Raw genomic sequence first — 20,381 nt, forward strand, 5'->3', positions numbered from 1 at the left:
TTCTTCTATTATAATGGGGTACTGGGAACCAACTCTAAGCTTAGTGAGGTACAATATGACTGCTATTCAAGTACAAGACTTACGCAAAACATTTAAAGTACAAAAAAACCGCGAGGGTCTCAAAGGGGCCTTCGCTGATTTGTTTAAAAGGGAATATACGGAAGTGACTGCGGTGAAGGACATTTCCTTTTCCATTCCTGAAGGGGAGATCTGTGGTTATATCGGCGAGAACGGTGCTGGGAAATCGACCACGATCAAAATGCTCACAGGTATTCTCGTGCCGACTTCCGGAAACCTGACAGTAGGTGGGTATGTTCCGTATTTGGAGCGCGAGAAATTCGTGAAAAATATCGGCGTGGTATTCGGGCAACGCAGTCAGCTATGGTGGGACATTGGCGTGATTGAGTCGTTCCAGCTCCTACGCAAGGTTTACCGGGTGTCTGAACAAGATTTCAAGAAACGGCTGGATGAATTGGTCGAACGGCTGCAGCTGCAAGAACTGCTGAATCGTCCGGTTCGTAAGCTTAGTCTAGGTCAGCGGATGCGTTGTGAATTAGTAGCAGCATTGCTTCATAATCCGTCGATTGTATTTCTGGATGAGCCGACTATTGGCTTAGATATTGTGGTGAAGTCAGAGATCCGTGAATTCCTAAAAGATATGAACCGCGAGCATGGGACAACCATACTGCTGACAACACATGACCTGCAAGATATTGAGGCGCTTTGCTCCCGAGTGATAATGCTTGATGATGGCCGTATCATTTATGACGGAGGACTGGAAGACCTGAAGCAGCGCTGGGGAACCGGACGTGAGGTTCAATTTCAATTTGGAAATGCTACGAAACGTCAGCAACTTGAGTTATGGACAGAGGGATTGCCTGTTACTTGGTCTGCGGAGAACGATCTAGGGGCGTCTGTCTGGATACCGCTAGAGCTAAATGTATCGGATGTATTAGGAAGAGTAGTGGGAAAAGCAGACATTACTGATATCAAAATCATTGAGACCAATACGGACGATATTGTTCGCAGTATTTATCAATCCGGGTCTGCAGACAAGCCTGATGAAATGGCTGCCGCTCTGAAGGATGAAAGAGAGGCTTTACATGTCTGATAAGCTTAATCCTGCAACAGCTATGTCTTCCACCTCAGGAGGTTCATCTTCTGGCGGTCCTCAGGAGAATAGCCGTAAATTACTATTCGGGGCTTACTTAGATTTTATACGCATCCGTTTCCTTACCATGCTTGCTTATCGGATTAACTACTACTCAGGTATTCTTATCTATTCACTGAATATTGGGGTTAACTATTTCACTTGGATGGCCATCTATGGCAATGGGGATTCATTGGGTGGTTTTACTGCAACGCAAATGACATCATATGTTGCTGTGTCGTGGATGGCTAGAGCCTTTTATTTTAATAACCTAGACCGCGAGATCTCTACGGATATCCGTGATGGAAGTATCGCTATCCAGTTTATAAGGCCCTATAACTATGTCTTAGTCAAAATGATGCAAGGTCTTGGAGAGGGAATGTTCCGCTTCCTCTTATTTATGATTCCCGGCATGGCCATAGCGATGTTGCTGTTCCCGGTACAATTGCCAACAGCGCCATCTGCTTGGGCAGGGTTTCTGGTGATGCTCTTTTTCAGCTTTTTAATTAATTCACAGATCAATATCATTACAGGGCTCTCGGCATTTTTCGTGGAAAATAATGAAGGCATGATGCGAATGAAGCGGGTGATTGTAGACTTATTCTCCGGCTTAATCGTACCGATCAGTCTGTTTCCTAACTGGTTATCTTCCGTACTTGAGGTGCTGCCGTTTCAGGCGATTACCTACTTGCCAGGTTCAGTGTTTACGGGACGGGTGCAAGGGGTTGGAATATGGAATGTATTAGGGATACAAATTATTTGGTTCCTGGTATTACTGATTCCAATTGTCTGGTTATATCATGCGGCGCGGCAGCGTCTCTTCGTGCAGGGAGGTTGAGGAAACATGTATTACCTGGGATTATTAATTGAATATATCAAAAACTATATGAAGAGCCGGCTCACCTATCGCGCTGACTTTTGGGTAGAGGTCATTTCAGACTTACTTTTTCAAGCTACCAACTTTATCTTTATTCTCGTGATTTTTATGCATACAGATAGCCTGGGCGGCTGGAATCAGAATGAAGTAGTGTTCGTTTATGGATTCTTTATGGTGCCTTTTGGGGTGTTTAGTTGTTTTGTGAATCTATGGGGATTTAGTGAACGTTACATCGTTAAAGGTGAGATGGACCGTATTTTGACACGCCCAGCTCATAATTTGTTCCAGATCTTTTTGGAAAATGTTGATCCACCAGCACTTATGGGCTCATTCATAGGTATTATTATTATGGCCATCAGTGGCAGCAATCTGGGTCTTCCCTTTGAATGGTGGACGATACCGGCTCTGATCATTCTAACGTTAAGTGCGGTCGCCATCTATACGGGGATTTACACAACGTTGACTTCATTGTCTTTCTATTCGGATGCTCCTACTGGCATTCTTCCGTTAATGTACAACATTCAGACTTATGGCCGTTACCCGGTAACGATTTACAATCGTGCTATACAGGTATTGCTTACTTGGATCATTCCATTTGCATTCGTCGGAGTGTATCCAGCCGCGCTATTTCTACAGCGGGAGGAGATGACCAGCCTTGCTCTGATGACACCTGTAGTAGGCGCTATATTCCTGGGGATTGGTTTGTTAGCCTGGAGTTATGGCGTACGAAGATATAAAGGTGCGGGCTCTTAAGTTAAGCTAGTGTTTTGTTAAGTTGGAAAGGCTACCTTCGGGTAGTCTTTTTTTTACCCGGAATTCATGAATATGCTAAAATCATTAATATCTACATTGGGGAGGAATCATAGATGAATGTGTTAGATATTTTACCAGCACCCGAAAACTTAAAAAAACTTATGAAAATACTTGCTTCTCTAAATATTGTCTTATGTCCAGAGGACTGGCTTCGCTATCATAGTTTTGATTCTATATTTGATAAGAATGTTTCTCTAGCATCGATCGATAATGGCTCAGGTGATAATTTGTTTATTATTTTTACACCTCAAGGAACGATAATTAAAGGTTTTGATCATGAGTCCGAAGTAAGTCCATATGCGCGTGACGAACATGAAGTTTGGCCAGGAATCTATGAAGAGGTCCCAACCTCGCTATTGTCTTTACTGGAAGATGAGGCGATAGCTAAGGATGATGTTACTTTTTGTTTTTGGCGTGAAAATAACGACTTGACGTGGCAGAAGGGGAAGGTAGAAATTCCAGCGGAGGTAGAAGATGGTTCGGACTTTTTGCTAGGGACTATTTTCCGCACAGCTGAGGATTTTGTGGAATTTGCCGAAGGTTATTTTGAACTCACACTCCCTTTAGAGGTTGTTGCACAAGTTTATGAGGGGGCAGCCATTACAAAAGAGATGATCAAAGCGTTAAATCCTGATGGTGATGTAGAGACAATTCTTCAGGGGTTAGCGGAGCTAGATACTTAGGGACTTATCGATTTTGAAAACAAAGGGGGATGTGAAATGGAACTTTACGTGGAAAAGCTGAATGCTGATGCTGCTAGGGATATTTTAAGCTGGAAATATGATCCACCCTATGATTTTTACAATAATGAAACAACTCCTGAAGCTATAAGTGAAATGCTAGAGGAAGCATTTTTTTCTGTACTTGATGCAAATAAACAATTGATCGGATTCTTCTGTGTAGGAAGTCCGGCACAGGTTCCAAATGATAAATATACATATTCTCAGGATTTTATAGATGTGGGTTTAGGAATGAAGCCAGAGTTAACCGGACAGGGGAATGGGACTCTATTTTTCACAACAGTCCTTAACTATATTAATGAGAGATTCGAGGAAAAACCAAAGCGGCTGACAGTGGCGAAGTTCAACGATAGAGCGATACGCTTGTATGAAAAACAAGGATTTAGCCGGGAAGCTGAAATCGTTAAAGGAACTACAGAATTTATTATTATGATTTGTAATGAAAATGCTAATCTTACTCCCATGTACGAGCGGGCAAAACCCGGCGAAATAATTACTATTGGCTCTTATCCGCAAATGGCGGACGGAGCAGACAAAATGCCGATAAAGTGGCGGGTGCTGCAAAATTCAGGTAGAGAGCTGTTCATTTTGAGCGAGTACATTTTGGACTGCAGGCGGTATCACGGTGAATATGTTGATGTTACATGGCATGACTCCGATTTGCGAAAGTGGTTGAACGATGAGTTTTATAATGCCGCTTTTAATGACTCCGAGCACAGGCTCATCAAGACTACCCAATGCACAGATAACGGAGAGGGAAGTATAAACACGGAAGATAAGATTTTTCTGCTCAGTGTTTCGGAGGCGAATGAATGGACCTTTAAACTTGGTGAAGATACTTTACGTGCGAAGCGTAGGGCGATAGGAACGGGATTCTCCAAAGTGAAAAAGAACGATGGATGTAAATTATATGTGTATGATAAAAAAGTCAAAGCTGATTATATCCTTGAGAAGGATGAAGAGTTTGGCTGCTCATGGTGGTGGCTGAGAACTCAACCTGCGATTTCTTCACGTGCGTATTTTGTAGGTACTCGTAGCAGTATTCGCAGTTACGGACATGTAAACTTAGCTTGTTACGGTGTACGCCCCGCTATAATCCTTAATTATTAAGCTCTATCTCCAACATCGTTTCATGGGAAGCGAATCTAACTACAGAAACAAAACAGCCTGAACCCCTAGGAATACAGGACTCAGGCTGTTTATTATTGTTTCTATTTCATGGAATTAGATTTGTCTTTAGCATTGAGTGTAGCAATCAGTTTCTCGCCTTCGACATCCAGGTTTGGCAGAATACGGTCGAGCCATTTTGGAAGTGCCCAAGCTTTGTTGCCGAAAATAGACATTACAGCAGGGACTAATCCCATACGAATGATGAAGGCATCGATTAAGATCCCTACGGCCAGTGTAAAGCCAATTTGTTTAATCATGACATCATCCGTAAAAATAAACCCTGCAAAAACGGAGATCATAATTATAGCAGCGCCTACTACGACACGACTCACCTGGTTGTATCCATGAACAACGGACTCTGATCCCTCATGACCATGAACGTACGATTCACGCATGGAACTGACAAGGAAAACCTGATAGTCCATCGCGAGCCCATACAGGATACCCGTAACGATGATTGGCATAAAGCTTAGCAATGGTCCACCGGTGTCAAAACCGAAGAGAGAATGGAGCCAGCCCCATTGGAACACGGCTGTGGTGATCCCGAAGGTAGCGAGTATGCTAAGCAGAAAGCCGATCGTAGCTTTGATAGGAACGATAATCGAACGAAATACCAACAGAAGAATAATGAGCGATAGGAGAATGATGATTCCTACATAAATGGGAAATACATCTGCCAGTTTGGCCGACATATCGATGTTAACAGCGGTAAAGCCGGTAACCCCGAGTTTAACATCATTACTTTGAGCGATACTAGATTCCGCAGCCCGTAAATCATTCACCAGATTTTTGGTTGTTATATCGCTAGGACCCGTTTCTGGAATCAGACTGAAGATAGCTAAATCCTTAGTCATGCCCAGAGGAGTCACCTGCGCGACATTCTTTTGAGCTTGGAGCTCTTTTACAAGATTTCCCAGAAGCTCCGGAGTGACTGGAGTGGAAGAATTCTTTGGTTCTGCAACCAGAATAAGTGGTCCGTTAAACCCCTCTCCAAAACCCTCGGATATAGCATCATAACTTTGTCTTGCTACCGTGTCCAAATTCGCTGAGGCAGCTCCGGGAATGCCCATTTCCATTTTCGCTATGGGGGTTGCTGCTACGCCAAGTACCACGACGATGGCAACAATAGTGACCCAACGATACTTGATGATGAATTTAACCCATCTATCCGCTATACCGCGGTTACCCGTTTTATGATGATCCTTGTTTTTCTTGCGAGCTTTAGGCGAACAGATGCGTTCACCCACCAATCCGAGCAATGCCGGCAATAGGGTTAAGGCAACAAATACGTTGATGAGGACGGTAGCTGCTGCTACTAACGCCATCGTAGATAAGAAAGTGAGCCCGATTACAAGCATACCGCAGAGAGCGATAATAACCGTCAAACCGGCGAAAAATACGGCGCTGCCGGATGTGCCAATAGCTCTAGCCGCAGCTTCTTGTGCGCTTAATCCTTGATCAATAATCATCCGGCGTTGGCGATTTACAATGAAAAGAGCATAATCGATTCCGACGGCTAATCCAATCATAAGCGCCAAGACGGAAGTGACACTAGGCATTTCAATGAATTTGGAAATAGAAAATGCTCCACCCACACCGATGCCGACTCCAAGCAGTGCAGTTATAAGGGGCAGACCTGCTGCAACGACAGAGCCAAGCGTCACCAGCAAAACAATTGCAGCAATGACAAGTCCGACAATCTCAGCTGATCCTACACCGATAGATACTGATTTAAGTGTCTCGCCTGGCAGTACAGTAATGTTAGTATCTTTCTCGACATTCTTGACGGTATCAATTACAGAATCGAAAATATCTTGAGAGATAGCAGATTGCTCAATAGTAAACTGGAATTGGAACAATGCAATTCTACCGTCTGCGGAAAGAATAACTCCAGGTACTGGAACGCCATCTGCCATCAGAGGACCATAGGAAAGGGGTGCTGTGGCTGCTGCAGACTGATCCATACTGGCAGCCTGAGTTGCCTCAGTAGTTGAACTACTTGCTTCCGCTGCATAATCTGCAGGATTAATCACTTCGTTTATACCGTAAACCTCATTAACACCCTTAGTGATCGCTGCCAAACGTTCTGGCGTATCCAATCGCTCGTTTTGAGGTGCTTTGAACACGACACTCCCTTGTCCACCAGATGCAGCCGGAAGTTCTGTTGCTAATTGATCCAAAATCTTTTGCGATTCTGTGCCTTCAATCTTCATTTCCGAACTGATATGAATACCATTCATGCTGATCATAGAGATGACAATTCCTAAAATTAAAATCCAACCTAAAATGAAGTACCCAGGTTTGCGATAAGCGGTTTTTCCCACTCTGTACAATAATGTTGACATGTATCTATTTTACACTCCCTCGATGATGAAAACTGATGGTTAGCCTATTAGAATCCGTTGCGTAAATATCCGTAAATAGTTTCCAAAAATTGATCGAACGTAAGCGTTTCAGGACTTGGATCGTCGCTCGTCGTTTGTCCCGGAAGCAGCACATTAAGTTTTCCGTCAATTAAGGGAAGTACAGTTCCGTAAACCGAATTTATAAGCAGATAAGTATAGACCTCGTCATACTTACCATTTGACAAGTGCAACAATGTTTTTTGTGCTCCAGTTTGCGTAAGGTGTATTGCTCTTAGATAATGGGGCTCGAGAGCTGGAAATTTTCGGGATAGTAATGAAAGCTCACGTAACCTCCCTATAAGCTCAGCTGTAAGTTGCATCTTTATTAGCTGATATAGGGTGTCAAGCAAGGAGGCATTTTCAGGGATTTTGGTGAGCAATTCCTCATACTCATTCGTGTTCCGTACGGTAACTGCTCCCCTCGCAACTGCCTCTTCCTTGCATGTGAAATAGTTTGCGAAAGTTCTTCTGGAGTAGCCGGCTTTTTGCACGATATCTTCAACAACAAAACCGTCCAACCCATGTTCAAGTGCAAGTTCGAATGCCGCTTCAGCTAGCGCTTTTTCTGTGGCTTCTTTTTTGAAATCTCTCAACGTTTGTTTAATCATAATTTATGTATACACCTCCCATATAGCTGTAATTGTGGTGAAGATTAGGATTAATGACTATATACTAATGTAAACTTGCCCAAAGTGCAAACTTTCTCATTGAGCAAGTTTATGCTTTGAGATCTGCTTATAGAAAACTCTCAGCTGTTACACACCAGAAAACAGGAAATAAAAATAGAATAATTTCTCTTTATCAACAGATGAAAAGAGTACATAATTACAGACGACCTCATTAACTCTAGAAATATTTTGTGAGAATTATAAAACTGATCTTTTTCAAAGAGGGGAGTTCGTTATATGTATGGGATTCTGGCTGTTTCCGGCCTGTCTTTTCTTCTGGTGGCGGTGTTTACGCCTCTATTAATCTGGACGCTGCATAGACTGAGGTTAACGCAGCCGATTCGTGCCGAGCTTCCACCAGAGCATCAGGCCAAACGGGGTACACCACTAATGGCAGGGTTGATCCTGCTTATCGGGATAGCGATTTCGCTGCAGTTTCAACCCGGGCCTCTAATGTTACTCTTATGCGTTACGTTTTTGTTGTTTAGTTCAGTCGGATTTTTGGATGATTTCAAAAAGGCTTTTTGGCAAAATCCATCCGGCATCAGTGGTCGCTCAAAACTAGTGCTTCAATTTCTTTTTACTGGAATTATAATATATGTGTTGTTCCAATCGTTCGGTTTGACGAGTGATATCGAGTTATTTAAAGGGCAAAATCTGCAGTTGCCTGTGTACCTTTATGTGGCCATCATTTTGCTGTTTGTGGTCGGCTCCGCGAATGCCATCAATTTTACAGATGGTCTCGATGGGCTACTGATCAATGTTGCCATACCATCGTATTTTTTCTTTTTCATGATTTCGGACAAACCTGAAGTGCAGACATTTTCACTTGTTATGATCGGTTGTCTGCTAGGGCTTTTGCTTTACAATATTTATCCAGCAAGAGCGTTTATGGGCGATACTGGATCACTGGCGATCGGTGGCTCCCTTTCCGTTCTGGCTGTCATTGAAAAGGTTGAGCTTTTGCTTCCGATTTTGTTTTTCGTTTATTTTGCGGAGCAGTTGTCGGTCATTTTACAAGTTTGGTACTACAAACGGACGAAGCTGCGGCTATTCCGGATGGCTCCGATCCATTACCATTTCAGCTTAAAATACGGATGGAGTGAGAACAAAATCGTGATGATTTTTGGTTTCATTTCGTGGGTATCCGTACTACTTTGCTGGTTGTTTTGGAAATATTTAATACACTAAACGAACAATTCGATACGAAACATGAATCTACATAATAATATTGCAACAACGAGAGATCGGCATCTTTTGTATTTACAAATCTATAAAAATAGATATAATGGAACACATGGAACCTTTATTGATATTCAAAGCGTTGTCTAACGAGACTCGTAGTCAAATTATGATGTGGCTAAAAACTCCCGAGGAATTTTTTGATGAAAAGCCTTATTTACAACAAGGCCTAAATTTTCGAATCGGGATTTGCGTGGGAGATATTCAAGCTAAAGCGGGGCTTGCACAGTCGGTTATTTCGAGCTATCTATTGACCATGCAAAAAGCTGGTTTGCTGGAATCTGAGCGAATTGGGAAGTGGACGTATTATCGTCGAAACGAAAAGACAATTCAAGAATTTTCCGATTATATTAAAGAGAAACTATAGGAGAGAGGAGGAAGGGCTTTTTTTTGATATTACATATCTACAAATCTAAATATGTAAATATAAATGGAGGATTATTTTAAAATGAAAAAGGTTAACCCTTTACTTATTATTATTTTGGCTTTAGGCGTATTTGGCATTATTACAACGGAAATGGGGATTATAGGTGTTCTGCCACAGGTAACTCAAAAATTTAATATATCAACTTCTCAGTCTGGATGGCTTGTAAGTGTATTTGCTTTAGTTGTTGCTATTTCAGGTCCATTTCTGACCTTATTGGCTTCTGGAATTAATCGTAAAGTAATTCTATTAACTGCTGTGCTTATTTTTGCAATTTCAAATATTGTTTATGCGTATACGACCATGTTTGAAGTAATGCTGATTTTCCGTATTATCCCTGCTATTTTTCATCCCGTGTTTTTTTCAGTTGCACTTGTTACCGCTGCCCAACTTGTCCCTCCGGAAAAGAGCACCAAAGCGGTGACAAAGGTTTTCGCCGGAATAACGGTGGGGTTTGCTTTTGGTGTGCCTTTGACTTCTTATCTCGCAGACAAAATTTCGTTAGAAGTCGCTTTTCTGTTTGGAGCTTTTGTAAGTATAATTGCCTTTTTAGGAATACTAGCTTGGCTTCCTTCCATGCCAGTTAAAGAAAAAATGTCATATGGTAAACAACTTAGCATTTTACGCAAACCCCTATTGTGGTTAAATATTGTGGCAGTTATTTTTATCTTTGCAGCTATGTTTTCTGTGTACAGTTACTTTGCTGAATATCTTGGGCAGGTAACACATATGAACGGGTCATGGATTAGTATCATGTTGATGGCCTTTGGGATAATCATGATTTTTGGGAATTTTTTATTTGGAAGCCTTTTGCATAATGGTATTACAAAAACCGTTATTATGTTTCCACTGTTATATGCGGGAACTTACTTGTTCGTGTATTATCTAGGTTCTTATTTCCTTCCGATGGTTGTTATTATAATCATTTGGGGGGCAGTGCATTCCGGCGGATTGATAGTCAGTCAAGCATGGTTAACGACCGAAGCGAAAGAAGCTCCCGAATTCGGTAACAGCTTGTTTATCTCATTTTCCAACCTTGGAATTACTATAGGGACTGCTTTCGGTGGTTGGTTTATTTCTCATGCAGGAATACATCAACTCATCTGGATCGGAATTGTGTTTTCTCTGCTTGCTTTCTTATCGATCATTATCAAAATAAAGATTTCCAAATTAAACGTGGTGGAAGTAGAGTAAAGGCGAAACAGCGATAGCCAAGTATCTTTTTTCTGGTACATGGTTGTCGCTATTTCTATGATTGGTAGTACAGTCTTGTGTTTTTAAGTGTTTTAATTTACTTTTAATAGACCCCATGAAATTACATACGTGTATAAGAAAGAGGTTAACAATGAATAAGATTTATCTTGTAAAAAGCTTTTTATCCATCACACTCTTACTTGGAACAACAACTGCCTGCAACTTAGCCGAGCAGATTACTTTAGAACCAGTTCCGACGATTACGGCTGATTCCAGTTCTGGTTTGAAGCCTACGCCAGAGAATACAACAGAGGACAACAAACGTTTAATAGATGCAATGGTAACACGAGTAGTCGATGGTGACACCATGAAGCTGACTATAGGCGGCAAAAAGGAAACCATTCGTTTATTGCTGGTCGATACTCCAGAGTCAGTGAATCCGAATATCCCTGAACCACAGCCATTTTCGCTAGAAGCTTCTGATTTCGCCAAAAAGATGCTTACGGATAAAGATGTACAAATTGAACTAGATGTATCGGAGCGCGACAAATATGGCCGCCTACTTTGTTACCTCTATATAGATGGGAAAATGTTCAATGAGATTCTGCTAGAGCAGGGTTATGCACGTGTAGCCTATGTATTTGCACCTAATACAAAATACGTAGATCAATTTCGAGCGATTCAGGATAAGGCGCGAGAGCGGGGAATAGGTATTTGGAGCATTGAAAATTACGCGCAAGACAAAGGTTTTCATGTGCAGAAAAAGAAATGAACTTCTATTAACGTAGGGTATTTGAGCCTATTAGAAGACAGGGGATAGTTTATTGAGCGATTATATTATGGAGTTAAGAAAGCTGGTAGGTACCAGACCGCTTATAATGGCAGGTGCCTGTGTTTTACTGTGCAGCAATCATCAATTATTATTGCAACGTAGAATGGACAACGGATGCTGGGGTCTGCCAGGTGGCTCGATGGAGCTTGGGGAGACTTTAGAAGAGGTCGCTAAGAGGGAGCTTTTTGAGGAAACAGGCTTAACAGCCAAAGGTCTTGAATTGTTCGACATGTTCTCTGGAAAAGATCTTTATTATAAATATCCGCACGGTGATGAAGTATATAATGTTGTGGCTGCATATCTATGCATAGACTTTGATGGAGAGCTAAAAGTAGATGGAATTGAAGTGCAAGAATTGCGTTTTTTTAATTATGAAGAATTGCCAAGCGAGCTGTCTCCTCCTGATGTTCCCGTCATTAAGAGGTTTTTGGATCGTTTTATTTGTAACTGAACCGGCTAACGAAACCACATCTCACTCAAAGCGTCACCTTTCCCTGGGTATGTTAATAAGATGAACAATGAAACATGACATCAGCCCGGAAAGGTGTGCGATTATGGACGGAACAATCCTGAATTTCTTTGCTGGCGGCAACACAGCTCACGGCTTCTCTAACCTCTATGAGTCGTCATTGCAAGGTTTAACACGTTTGTTTGTTTTAAAAGGAGGCCCCGGTACGGGGAAAACTAGAATCATTCGAGAAATCGGAGATCTCCTGGTTCAACAAGGTTATGAGATCTGGTTAATTCACACAGCGTCAGATAATGATTCACTCGACGGAGTGGTTATTCCTGAATTAAAAGTAGGAATTATAGATGGTACGGCTCCACGGGTTATTAAGCCAGAAGTGCCTGAAGAGGCCATCGTACATGTGAATTTGGAGCAGGCCGTCGATACGCTCCAGTTAAGCCAGCGTTGTGTTGAGATCGACAGCTTAGTTGATCAGTACACGGAAGAGCATGAACTCGCTTATTCAGGCTTTGCTGAAGCACTCCGCATTCATGACGAATGGGAAGCGATTTATATTGCGACAATGAATTTCCAAGCCGCTGATGAGCTGACTCAGGAGTATATTCAACTTCTGTATGGTGATCAGAACTTCGAAAAAGCAAGCCGGGTGGATCACCGTTTTTTAGGTGCAGCTACGCCTAAGGGTGCCGTGGATTTTGTACCTAATTTAACCGTAGGCCTAAAAAGATATCTCGTAAAAGGTCGCGCGGGTTCCGGTAAATCTACACTTTTAAAAAAATTGGCGGCTGAAGGAATAAAACGTGGTGTCAATGTTGAGATTTACCACTGTGGTTTTGATCCGAACAGTCTTGATATGATTATCGTACGCGAGCTTGGGTTTGCTATTTTTGACAGTACAGCTCCGCATGAGTATTTCCCTGACTGTGCCTCTGACGAGATTGTTGATATGTATTCACGGTGCATACAGCCAGGTACGGATGAAGCTTTTGCCGAAGCCATCGCAGGTATTAAAGAGCGATATTCCAGCACCATGAAACAATCCATTCAACATCTGACAGATGCCAAAGTATTTTTGGATGAGTTAAAGACAATCTATGCCGCAGCTACAGATTTTGACCATGTAGATCAGATTAAATCCCAAATTCAACAAGAAATCAGCGGGATTGTGGAAAGTCCTCAGGAGGTTTAACCTTCTTAAAGATCGCTCTCTTAGCGGGCGGTCTTTTTCTATGTCAAGAAATTGGTAGGGTACATACGCACCCGTGCGGTTATTTCCACCAGAATTGTATTCAAGTATGCTCTCTCTAGGGACAACGATAAGGGAGAGAGAAACTTATGAGTGATCAGAAAGTGATGTTTAGAACGGGTCTTAAGGATTCTGTAGCTATTGTTGCAGGATTTATTCCTGCTTGTTTTACGTTTGGATTGGTCGGTAAGGGATTAGGCCTGGGGAGTCTGGAAGTGTTCTTATTGTCAGCGCTCGTATTTGCGGGAGCCAGCCAATTTATTGGCGTAAAAATGCTTGCCGCTGGGGCCGCCGCTCCAATGATCTTGCTGCTTACGTTGATCATTAATTTAAGATATTTGTTTATCAGCCTATCTTTTGGGGGTCAGCTTGACCGTACAATCAATCCACTGGCAAAAGTCTGGATTGGATTCAGTTTAACAGAAGAAGTGTACGCTGTTAGTATGATCCCCCGCAATCATTCAAAAGAAAATATAACTCTTCCATATTTGCTGGGTCTACAAATTCCTCCGTATATAGCAAATTTGTTGGCAACAGCTGCGGGAATATCGCTGGCATCCTACATTCCGGCTATATACTTACCTGCTTTGAACACCTCATTATATGCCTTACTGATAGCACTAGTAGTGCCACAACTAAAGGGAAGCCTTCGGAATTTGGCCATATGTTTAGCAGCGGCGGGTTCTTCATGGCTCCTACATCCCGTACTTGGAAACTCCTCGATAATTGCAGCTATGTTAATGGGTATGGCAGTAGGCTCCTTATTTCGAGAGCAAGCTGAAGTAGAAAAGGAGGTATCCGTATGACTATTCTGATCATTATCGGGATGGCAATCCTTACATTTTCATTTCGTTTTGTACCTTTGCTGCTGACAAAGCATACGAATGGCTCTTCCAAAGTCCAAGCTTTGTTGGAATATTTGCCTATCGCGGTTCTTAGTGCTTTAACGGTTCCTGGGATATTTCAGGTGGACGCAGATGACAATCTTGTAGGTATCGCTTCGGGTATAGTCGCTGTTATACTGGTATTAATTAGGAAAATCCCGCTGTTACTCGTGATCTTAGGTGCTGTTTCTGCAGCACTAATTGTAAAAATCCTTACTATGTACCATTAAGAAAACCCGGATTAGAAGGGTAGGAAATCTTATGAAGCATGAATTGCTGATTACTCTCGATAAACAAAGACCCATTCCATTAAGCCGTCAAATTTATGAGCAGATTCGTAATGCTATCCATTCAGGAGCTTTAAGTGGGGGGGATTCACTGCCTCCATCAAGGACTTTGGCTAATCAACTGGAAGTATCCAGAAGTGTAATTCTTCAATCCTACGAGCTACTTCAAGCAGAGGGTTATCTGGAGATGAGAAAAGGGGCAGGAACCTATATAGCGGGACTGCCGGTAAAGGAGAAAGATCCCCAGAATTCTGAGAACCCTTACAATTTTATAACGAAAGGTCCTGATTTCCTTACACTCAATCCTACTTCTATTATAGAAAACGACTTGAACACAGTATTATGTAATTTTCGGCACGGTGTACCTGCATGGGACGCTTTTCCAATGGATCAGTGGCAAAAAGCATTAATGAATGCCTGCCGTCGTGCATCTCCTGATACTTTGGGTTACGGCCCGGTCGAGGGCTCTTTGGGACTACGCCAAGAGATTGCACGTTTATTACGGTCCACACGTTCGATGCCCGTGGTTCCGGAGCAAATTGTGATTACATCCGGGGCAACGCAGGCATTGGATATATTATCGAGAATTTTTGTTTCAAAAGGTGATCATGTTATTGTTGAAGATCCATCACATAACGTTGTGCGGGAGATTTTTTCGTTCGCTGGAGCGGTGGTTACACCCATCAGAGTTGACCTAGAGGGTATCTCTGTAGATGAGCTCCAAGCAAGGTGTGATCACATCAAAGATGGTCCTCATAAAAAACCAAAACTAGCTTATGTCACTCCTTCGCATCAGTTTCCTTTTGGGGTGACCCTGTCGATGAAACGAAGAGTGCAGTTACTGGAATGGGCCAAAGCCAATCAAGCTTTTATTATTGAAGATGATTATGATAGTGAATACAGGTACGAGGGTTCGAAGCTATCATCACTTGCTGGACTAGATGTGGACGGTAGAGTAATTTATGTAGGCAGTTTTAGTAAAGTGTTATTTCCTTCTCTGCGCATAGGTTATGTTGTATTGCCTCCGACTCTGATTCAACCTTTTTTGGCGGTCAAATGGATAACAGATCGTATGTCTTCTGCTCTGGATCAGGAAGCGTTGGCGGAATTTATTCAGAATGGACATTATGCAAGGCATGTTACGCAGATGGGGAAACTTTATGCTGCCCGCAGGGCTTGTCTAGTAAAAAGTTTGGATGCTGAATTTGGCAGTCGTGTCCGCTATTATGGGGAAGAGGCGGGTCTTCATTTATTGATTGAGCTGGAATCCAATGCCGAAGAGCATCGCATAGCTGAATTGGCGTTACGATATGGAGTTCGGGTCTATCCTGCGTCTTCTTATTTTGTGGGCAGTAAACCTCAAGGTCCTGTCTTTCTACTTGGTTATTCTAATCTCACCGAGAATCAGATTAAGATGGGTGTGAACCGCTTGATGTTAGCTGAAACGGAAGCGGCAGTTAGTACTAGAACTTAATCGAAAGCAATAGAATATCTAATTCTGGAGGTTTTTATGAAACGGTATATGTTAGGGATTGATCTTGGCGGAACCAATATTAAAGCAGGGATTTACGATACTGATTTTATAGCTGTAAAAGAAAGATCTATACCAACAGAGGCTGCTAAGGGCCCAGCCCATGTGTTGGGACGGATTAGAGAAGCTGTACGTTTAATCACGGATGAAGCGAATATTGCATTGGATTTGGTAGAAGGAATGGGGATCGGAGTGCCGGGATTACTGGATCCAGTAACGGGAATTTCTTTTTTCTCACCGAATTTTCCGGATTGGGAGCATGTACATGTTGTAGATGAGATGAAAAAATTCTATGACTTTCCTACTTTTATTGATAACGATGTTAGGGTTAATCTTTATGGTGAATGGCAACAAGGTGCAGGGAGAGGGTATAACAATCTGGTTCTGATTACCTTGGGAACGGGATTAGGGTCGGGTATTGTGAACGATGGAAAAGTGATCTACGGTACATCTTATAGCGCTGGTGAAATTGGGCATATGAATATGTACAGGAACGGGCGTCCCTGCAAATGTGGAAGCTCCGGTTGTTTGGGGCGTTATGTATCCGCGATTGGCATGGTGAATACTTTTAAAGAGAAGCTGAAAGAAGGACGAACAAGTGTTATTCAGACTTGGACTAAGGATCAAGATGAGCAAATTACCGCGTTAATGATATCTGAGGCTTACGAACTTGGAGACGCTCTCTCTATGGAAGTAATGCAGGAGACTGGAACTATACTTGGATTTGGATTAGCGAATGTTGTGAATATCCTCAACCCGGATCTTATTATTGTAGGTGGGGGAATGGCAGCTGCGGGAGATAAATTGCTCCAATCTGTAAGAGAGACTGTACATCAGCATGCGTTGAAGCTATCAAGCAGGAAGTGTGAAATTGTTCAAGCAGAGCTTGGGAGTCGAGCAGGAACTATAGGTGCGGCCTCTTATGCGTATAGTAAGCTGCAAGATGCAGGGAAATTAAACTTTGCTTAGTGTTATTTGTTTTTTTACATGAAATGGAACCAGATTGAGCCACCCGGAATACAACTGTATAAAACCGTGGAGGTGCTCTTATGTTTGCAATCATGCAATTAATAGGTGGAGTGATTCTTTCTTTGGGATGGATCCCGCAGATTGTTCAAATCCTCAAATCAAAATCCGTAGCCGATTTAAATCTCAAATCGTATTTACTTATGCTGCTCGGGATTAGTCTAATGGAAGCTTATGCGATCAGTTTGGCGGTTACGGGGGTTGGATTAGCTTTTTTGATTACGAATACGATGTCTTTATGTGTTGTATTGCTGGTTATTATTCTAGTGATTAAATATCGAACAAGACCATGAATGAAGCTTATAAATTTAATCTAGAAAGTGAATGCAGGAGGTTAATTTGCGCGAAAAAAATTATACATATGAAATCGATGCCGTAACTTTTCAATTGCAGGAAGCCTGTGATTTTACTTGGTTAACTAAGCTGGGAAAAGTGTTTAAAGTATTCGATCAGCAAGACTCCGGAAATCTTTCTTTTGCTGTGGAGCAGCATGGGAAGAAGTATTTTGTGAAATTTGCTGGGGCGAGACCTTTGACTTATGCCGGGAATCCTCAGGATGCTGTTAACCGTTTAATTGAAGCTATTCCGTTATATCACGAACTTAGATATGATACGCTGATCCCGCTACTGTCGCATTTTGAAGTTGAGTCGGGGTATGTAGCAGTTTTTGATTGGTTTGCAGGTGAATGTTTACATTCGCATTGGCTGTTTGCGGGAGAAGCGAAGCTGAGTCACCCGGAGTCGCCTTTTTTTCGTTATAAGCAATTATCCGTTGAAAAACGTCTGTCTTCATTAGATGTAATCATTTCGTTTCATGAACATGTGGAGTTACAGGGTTATGTGGCTGTTGATTTTTATGATGGAAGTATTCTATATGACTTTGTAAACGATGGAACTAAAATTTGTGATATTGATTATTATAGACGTAAGCCTACTGTAAATGATCTGGGAGAGAACTTCTGGGGTTCATCCAGATTCAAGTCACCGGAAGAGTTTAGCTTGGATGCGCCGATTGATGAAGTTACGAATGTATTTAATATGGGCGCCACAGCATTTGTTTTATTAGGAGGAGCATCCGATCGATCGTTTGTAAAATGGGAAACCAGTCAAGCCCTCTACGAGGTAGCTTTACGGGCCGTCAGTGCGGTGAGGGAGCAGCGGTATCGGAATGTAGCAGAATTTAAATTGGCATGGGATGTGGCAAAGAATGTTTGAGGCTGGTGGGAAGGCGAGGGATATAATTGCAGGTAAACTTTTTTGATTTGGATAAGGAAAAAGAAGTTGACCTGAAGTACGTTGTTATTATGGTTAAACATGGTGAAGAATGGATCTTAGCGAGACATCAGGACCGTTCGACGTGGGAGTTTGCCGGAGGGCATATAGAGGTTGGCGAAATCCCGGAGCAGGCTGTTGCCAGAGAATTATATGAAGAAACGGGTGCGGAACAATTCTCACTTTTTCCAATAGCTATTTATAGGGTCACTAGTATCGACGCTCCAGAAAATTATGGTAAGTTATATTTTGCAAATGTGGAACAGTTCGCAGAACTTCCTCCTTATGAGATGGCTGAGATCAGAGGATTTACTGAGATACCAAAAGAGCTGACGTACCCCTTGATTTACCGTGCTTTGATTTCAAAAGTTCAGGATTTCATTAACCATTCATCTTCAGCTGTTCTGTAGGATAAGAATGATAGCCCTGCTGTTGTCACATGATATGATTAATAAGTAGAACAAACAGGAGGGATTTCATTGAAAAGAGACATTCAGCATGTACCCTATGGCTATGAGCCACCAGTTGAGCAACGTAAAGGGACTTTAGTGTTTTACGATTCTTTTGAACATATAACAGATCAAGAGCTTGAAGTGGCGGCAAAAACTGCAGCAGACCGGCGTTTCACCAAACTGGTGTTATATCCACTTCATGAGGAAACGGTGCGACGGATGACCAAAGAGCCGGTGAGCGCTTATTATAAGCGAGAGGACCGGCTGCATGAATGGAAAAGGGAGCAAGGGCGTAGCTTTATTACGGTAGAGAGTTTGGAAGGGAACCGAAAGAAGTATACTCCGCTTGATTCAGCGCTGCGGCATCTTTTGGAGATCTATCCTTCGCCAATTTTTCTGTATTTAACGCCTGAGGTGGCGAATCAGTTTGCGTCTTATTCTTCTTTTGAAGAGTGGATAGTAAAGATTCGGTTATTGTTGCCAGCTGCACCTTCATCACTGCATCCACGGTTACTAAAATTTCGCCATCGTTGGGATGTTATTGGAGAAGAGAGAGATTAAGATTAACAAATTTAATTTGTGCTGCTTTGTTTACGTCTGTAATTGTACATTCTCCATTGATAATGGATAAAACATCCGATACAAAAACCTAGGATTGCCACAGTGGCGGCCACCGCAACGAGCGCTGTGAAAATGTAAGCTGCGATCGTCCAGCCAACGATGAAGCTGATCAAACCCCCAGCGAGGCAGAAGACAGCTATGCTTTGATTAAACTGTTGTTGTGACCAGTCTTCGAGTACATAGTGGGAACGCTCTTTTGTCAGAAACCTGGCAGCTAGCTTAATGATGGGATTATAACCGAACAAAAGACCGAGTAATCCGGCAAACAAGGGCAGCGCTAGTATCCAGTGTTGTCCTGTTAGCCATGTTAATATTACAGAAATGACGATAAACGCCTGATTAGTTTTTACTAATGGCCGGGGAATTCCTTTGGGCACGTTTTGCATTTTATTCACACCTTTCTCATTGGAATAATTATAGTATACGCTGGGATTGGGGGAATGGGAAGTAGATAATTTCGAGCGAGAGTGGATTAGTGAGGGATGGAGAAGGTATGGAGTTAGCTGGAGGGGATGGGCTTTAATAGCATCCCACCCATTAAGCACATTACGTCCTCATCTCCTCTCCACAGCACATTGGGTCTTCTCTCCTTCACCTCTTCTGCTTCACTCCATCGGACTCCAGAGTCCTTATTTGCTCGAAATGTAACCTATTGAAAGATTAACGGACTCCATTGCAGCTATGAGCACAAAAAGGGATGAAAACAGTCCGTTTTGAGTGGAATAGCGACGGTGAGGTCCGAAAATGTGTCCAAAAGGCTTTTTTAGCATAAATAGTTGCATCTGAGTCCGATAGAAATGTTAGCTTGAGAGCAAGGGGAGTACATGGAAAATAAAAGTGTGGGAGTAAGTGTGAGGCAAGGGAGTGCGCAGATAAATGCATGCGCGGAAATAGTGTGGGACAAGTGTAAGAACTAATGAAGCTAATAGCTCGATGAAAAGTAAATGTTGTAAAAGGATGCTCGAAGCTAGGAGCTATCGGACCCCAGAGTCCTTATATGCTGGAAAAGTAACCTTTTGAGTCATTATCGGACTCCATTGCAGCTATGAGCACAAAAAGGGATGAAAACAGTTCGGTT

The 20,381-nt window shown here is 42.3% G+C and carries 22 protein-coding genes; 19 read left to right on the forward strand and 3 right to left on the reverse strand.

Going from position 1 to position 20,381, the window contains the following annotated elements; genetic code table 11:
- Positions 1-55 precede the first annotated feature (55 nt).
- The 5 genes from MKZ09_RS15990 (at position 56) to MKZ09_RS16010 (ending at position 4,690) form a co-directional block, all read left to right on the forward strand.
- Positions 56-1,111, forward strand: coding sequence for an ABC transporter ATP-binding protein (locus tag MKZ09_RS15990; RefSeq protein ID WP_076126169.1), 1,056 nt, complete (start codon positions 56-58; stop codon positions 1,109-1,111).
- A 127-nt stretch (positions 1,112-1,238) separates the two neighbouring features.
- Complete coding sequence (locus MKZ09_RS15995; protein WP_051491475.1) at positions 1,239-1,988, forward strand: ABC transporter permease; 750 nt, start codon at positions 1,239-1,241, stop codon at positions 1,986-1,988.
- A gap of 6 nt (positions 1,989-1,994) precedes the next feature.
- Positions 1,995-2,780: an ABC transporter permease gene (locus MKZ09_RS16000; protein WP_036686696.1), complete on the forward strand. Its 786-nt coding sequence runs from the start codon at positions 1,995-1,997 to the stop codon at positions 2,778-2,780.
- 113 nt (positions 2,781-2,893) lie between these two features.
- On the forward strand, positions 2,894-3,523 hold the full coding sequence (locus MKZ09_RS16005; RefSeq protein ID WP_076205847.1) for a hypothetical protein: 630 nt from the start codon (positions 2,894-2,896) through the stop codon (positions 3,521-3,523).
- A gap of 36 nt (positions 3,524-3,559) precedes the next feature.
- Complete coding sequence (locus MKZ09_RS16010; protein ID WP_081394297.1) at positions 3,560-4,690, forward strand: GNAT family N-acetyltransferase; 1,131 nt, start codon at positions 3,560-3,562, stop codon at positions 4,688-4,690.
- A 101-nt stretch (positions 4,691-4,791) separates the two neighbouring features.
- Here the strand turns inward: MKZ09_RS16010 and MKZ09_RS16015 are convergent, their stop codons facing one another.
- Both MKZ09_RS16015 and MKZ09_RS16020 read right to left on the reverse strand, forming a co-directional pair.
- Positions 4,792-7,095 carry an MMPL family transporter gene (locus MKZ09_RS16015; protein WP_076205849.1) on the reverse strand — a complete coding sequence of 768 codons (2,304 nt, stop codon included), beginning with the start codon at positions 7,093-7,095 and terminating at the stop codon, positions 4,792-4,794.
- 47 nt (positions 7,096-7,142) lie between these two features.
- Entirely contained in the window at positions 7,143-7,763 is a 621-nt protein-coding gene (locus MKZ09_RS16020) for a TetR/AcrR family transcriptional regulator (protein ID WP_076205851.1), read from the reverse strand.
- Between the two features lie 297 nt (positions 7,764-8,060).
- On the opposite strand from MKZ09_RS16020, the gene mraY reads away from it, so the two are divergent.
- The 14 genes from mraY (at position 8,061) to MKZ09_RS16090 (ending at position 19,243) form a co-directional block, all read left to right on the forward strand.
- On the forward strand, positions 8,061-9,014 hold the full coding sequence (mraY, locus tag MKZ09_RS16025) for a phospho-N-acetylmuramoyl-pentapeptide-transferase (RefSeq protein WP_076205853.1): 954 nt from the start codon (positions 8,061-8,063) through the stop codon (positions 9,012-9,014).
- A gap of 106 nt (positions 9,015-9,120) precedes the next feature.
- Entirely contained in the window at positions 9,121-9,432 is a 312-nt protein-coding gene (locus MKZ09_RS16030) for an ArsR/SmtB family transcription factor (RefSeq protein ID WP_076135242.1), read from the forward strand.
- Between the two features lie 81 nt (positions 9,433-9,513).
- On the forward strand, positions 9,514-10,683 hold the full coding sequence (locus MKZ09_RS16035) for an MFS transporter (RefSeq protein WP_076205855.1): 1,170 nt from the start codon (positions 9,514-9,516) through the stop codon (positions 10,681-10,683).
- A 151-nt stretch (positions 10,684-10,834) separates the two neighbouring features.
- Positions 10,835-11,455, forward strand: coding sequence for a thermonuclease family protein (locus tag MKZ09_RS16040; protein WP_076205857.1), 621 nt, complete (start codon positions 10,835-10,837; stop codon positions 11,453-11,455).
- 67 nt (positions 11,456-11,522) lie between these two features.
- A complete protein-coding gene (locus MKZ09_RS16045) occupies positions 11,523-11,966 on the forward strand; it encodes an NUDIX hydrolase (RefSeq protein WP_076205984.1) in 444 nt (147 codons plus the stop codon).
- 103 nt (positions 11,967-12,069) lie between these two features.
- Complete coding sequence (locus tag MKZ09_RS16050) at positions 12,070-13,173, forward strand: PRK06851 family protein (RefSeq protein ID WP_076205859.1); 1,104 nt, start codon at positions 12,070-12,072, stop codon at positions 13,171-13,173.
- 146 nt (positions 13,174-13,319) lie between these two features.
- Positions 13,320-14,036, forward strand: coding sequence for an AzlC family ABC transporter permease (locus tag MKZ09_RS16055; RefSeq protein WP_076205861.1), 717 nt, complete (start codon positions 13,320-13,322; stop codon positions 14,034-14,036).
- The gene (locus MKZ09_RS16060) at positions 14,033-14,344 is read left to right on the forward strand and encodes an AzlD domain-containing protein (RefSeq protein ID WP_076205863.1); all 312 of its coding nucleotides are present in this window, start codon (positions 14,033-14,035) and stop codon (positions 14,342-14,344) included. The genes MKZ09_RS16055 and MKZ09_RS16060 overlap by 4 nt, the downstream gene beginning before the upstream one ends.
- 31 nt (positions 14,345-14,375) lie before the next feature.
- Positions 14,376-15,875, forward strand: a complete 1,500-nt coding sequence (gene pdxR, locus MKZ09_RS16065) for a MocR-like pyridoxine biosynthesis transcription factor PdxR (RefSeq protein ID WP_076205865.1) — start codon at positions 14,376-14,378, stop codon at positions 15,873-15,875.
- A gap of 36 nt (positions 15,876-15,911) precedes the next feature.
- Positions 15,912-16,901: an ROK family protein gene (locus MKZ09_RS16070; protein WP_076135164.1), complete on the forward strand. Its 990-nt coding sequence runs from the start codon at positions 15,912-15,914 to the stop codon at positions 16,899-16,901.
- 80 nt (positions 16,902-16,981) lie between these two features.
- Entirely contained in the window at positions 16,982-17,251 is a 270-nt protein-coding gene (locus MKZ09_RS16075; RefSeq protein WP_076126195.1) for a PQ-loop domain-containing transporter, read from the forward strand.
- 46 nt (positions 17,252-17,297) lie between these two features.
- Positions 17,298-18,173, forward strand: coding sequence for a serine/threonine protein kinase (locus tag MKZ09_RS16080; RefSeq protein ID WP_076205867.1), 876 nt, complete (start codon positions 17,298-17,300; stop codon positions 18,171-18,173).
- 26 nt (positions 18,174-18,199) lie between these two features.
- On the forward strand, positions 18,200-18,640 hold the full coding sequence (locus tag MKZ09_RS16085; RefSeq protein ID WP_076205869.1) for an NUDIX hydrolase: 441 nt from the start codon (positions 18,200-18,202) through the stop codon (positions 18,638-18,640).
- Positions 18,641-18,709: 69 nt separating this feature from the next.
- Positions 18,710-19,243, forward strand: a complete 534-nt coding sequence (locus tag MKZ09_RS16090; protein WP_076205871.1) for a hypothetical protein — start codon at positions 18,710-18,712, stop codon at positions 19,241-19,243.
- 11 nt (positions 19,244-19,254) lie between these two features.
- On the opposite strand, the gene MKZ09_RS16095 is transcribed toward MKZ09_RS16090, so the two are convergent.
- Positions 19,255-19,689 carry a DUF4395 domain-containing protein gene (locus MKZ09_RS16095; RefSeq protein ID WP_076126204.1) on the reverse strand — a complete coding sequence of 145 codons (435 nt, stop codon included), beginning with the start codon at positions 19,687-19,689 and terminating at the stop codon, positions 19,255-19,257.
- Positions 19,690-20,381 lie beyond the last annotated feature (692 nt).

Source organism: Paenibacillus sp. FSL R5-0908 (genome assembly GCF_038006245.1).
Taxonomy (GTDB): Bacteria; Bacillota; Bacilli; order Paenibacillales; family Paenibacillaceae; genus Paenibacillus_AQ; species Paenibacillus_AQ odorifer.

What these genes read in the sequence shown, in the direction of transcription:
- mraY (WP_076205853.1), top strand. Translation starts at nt 8,061, where the DNA reads ATGTATGGGATTCTGGCTGTTTCCGGCCTGTCTTTTCTTCTGGTGGCG.
- MKZ09_RS16005 (WP_076205847.1), top strand. Translation starts at nt 2,894, where the DNA reads ATGAATGTGTTAGATATTTTACCAGCACCCGAAAACTTAAAAAAACTT.
- MKZ09_RS16055 (WP_076205861.1), top strand. Translation starts at nt 13,320, where the DNA reads ATGAGTGATCAGAAAGTGATGTTTAGAACGGGTCTTAAGGATTCTGTA.
- MKZ09_RS16070 (WP_076135164.1), top strand. Translation starts at nt 15,912, where the DNA reads ATGAAACGGTATATGTTAGGGATTGATCTTGGCGGAACCAATATTAAA.
- MKZ09_RS16000 (WP_036686696.1), top strand. Translation starts at nt 1,995, where the DNA reads ATGTATTACCTGGGATTATTAATTGAATATATCAAAAACTATATGAAG.
- MKZ09_RS15995 (WP_051491475.1), top strand. Translation starts at nt 1,239, where the DNA reads ATGCTTGCTTATCGGATTAACTACTACTCAGGTATTCTTATCTATTCA.
- MKZ09_RS16010 (WP_081394297.1), top strand. Translation starts at nt 3,560, where the DNA reads ATGGAACTTTACGTGGAAAAGCTGAATGCTGATGCTGCTAGGGATATT.
- MKZ09_RS16020 (WP_076205851.1), bottom strand. Translation starts at nt 7,763, where the DNA reads ATGATTAAACAAACGTTGAGAGATTTCAAAAAAGAAGCCACAGAAAAA.
- MKZ09_RS16075 (WP_076126195.1), top strand. Translation starts at nt 16,982, where the DNA reads ATGTTTGCAATCATGCAATTAATAGGTGGAGTGATTCTTTCTTTGGGA.
- MKZ09_RS16035 (WP_076205855.1), top strand. Translation starts at nt 9,514, where the DNA reads ATGAAAAAGGTTAACCCTTTACTTATTATTATTTTGGCTTTAGGCGTA.
- MKZ09_RS16040 (WP_076205857.1), top strand. Translation starts at nt 10,835, where the DNA reads ATGAATAAGATTTATCTTGTAAAAAGCTTTTTATCCATCACACTCTTA.
- MKZ09_RS16095 (WP_076126204.1), bottom strand. Translation starts at nt 19,689, where the DNA reads ATGCAAAACGTGCCCAAAGGAATTCCCCGGCCATTAGTAAAAACTAAT.
- MKZ09_RS16015 (WP_076205849.1), bottom strand. Translation starts at nt 7,095, where the DNA reads ATGTCAACATTATTGTACAGAGTGGGAAAAACCGCTTATCGCAAACCT.
- MKZ09_RS16050 (WP_076205859.1), top strand. Translation starts at nt 12,070, where the DNA reads ATGGACGGAACAATCCTGAATTTCTTTGCTGGCGGCAACACAGCTCAC.
- pdxR (WP_076205865.1), top strand. Translation starts at nt 14,376, where the DNA reads ATGAAGCATGAATTGCTGATTACTCTCGATAAACAAAGACCCATTCCA.
- MKZ09_RS16060 (WP_076205863.1), top strand. Translation starts at nt 14,033, where the DNA reads ATGACTATTCTGATCATTATCGGGATGGCAATCCTTACATTTTCATTT.
- MKZ09_RS15990 (WP_076126169.1), top strand. Translation starts at nt 56, where the DNA reads ATGACTGCTATTCAAGTACAAGACTTACGCAAAACATTTAAAGTACAA.
- MKZ09_RS16045 (WP_076205984.1), top strand. Translation starts at nt 11,523, where the DNA reads ATGGAGTTAAGAAAGCTGGTAGGTACCAGACCGCTTATAATGGCAGGT.
- MKZ09_RS16030 (WP_076135242.1), top strand. Translation starts at nt 9,121, where the DNA reads ATGGAACCTTTATTGATATTCAAAGCGTTGTCTAACGAGACTCGTAGT.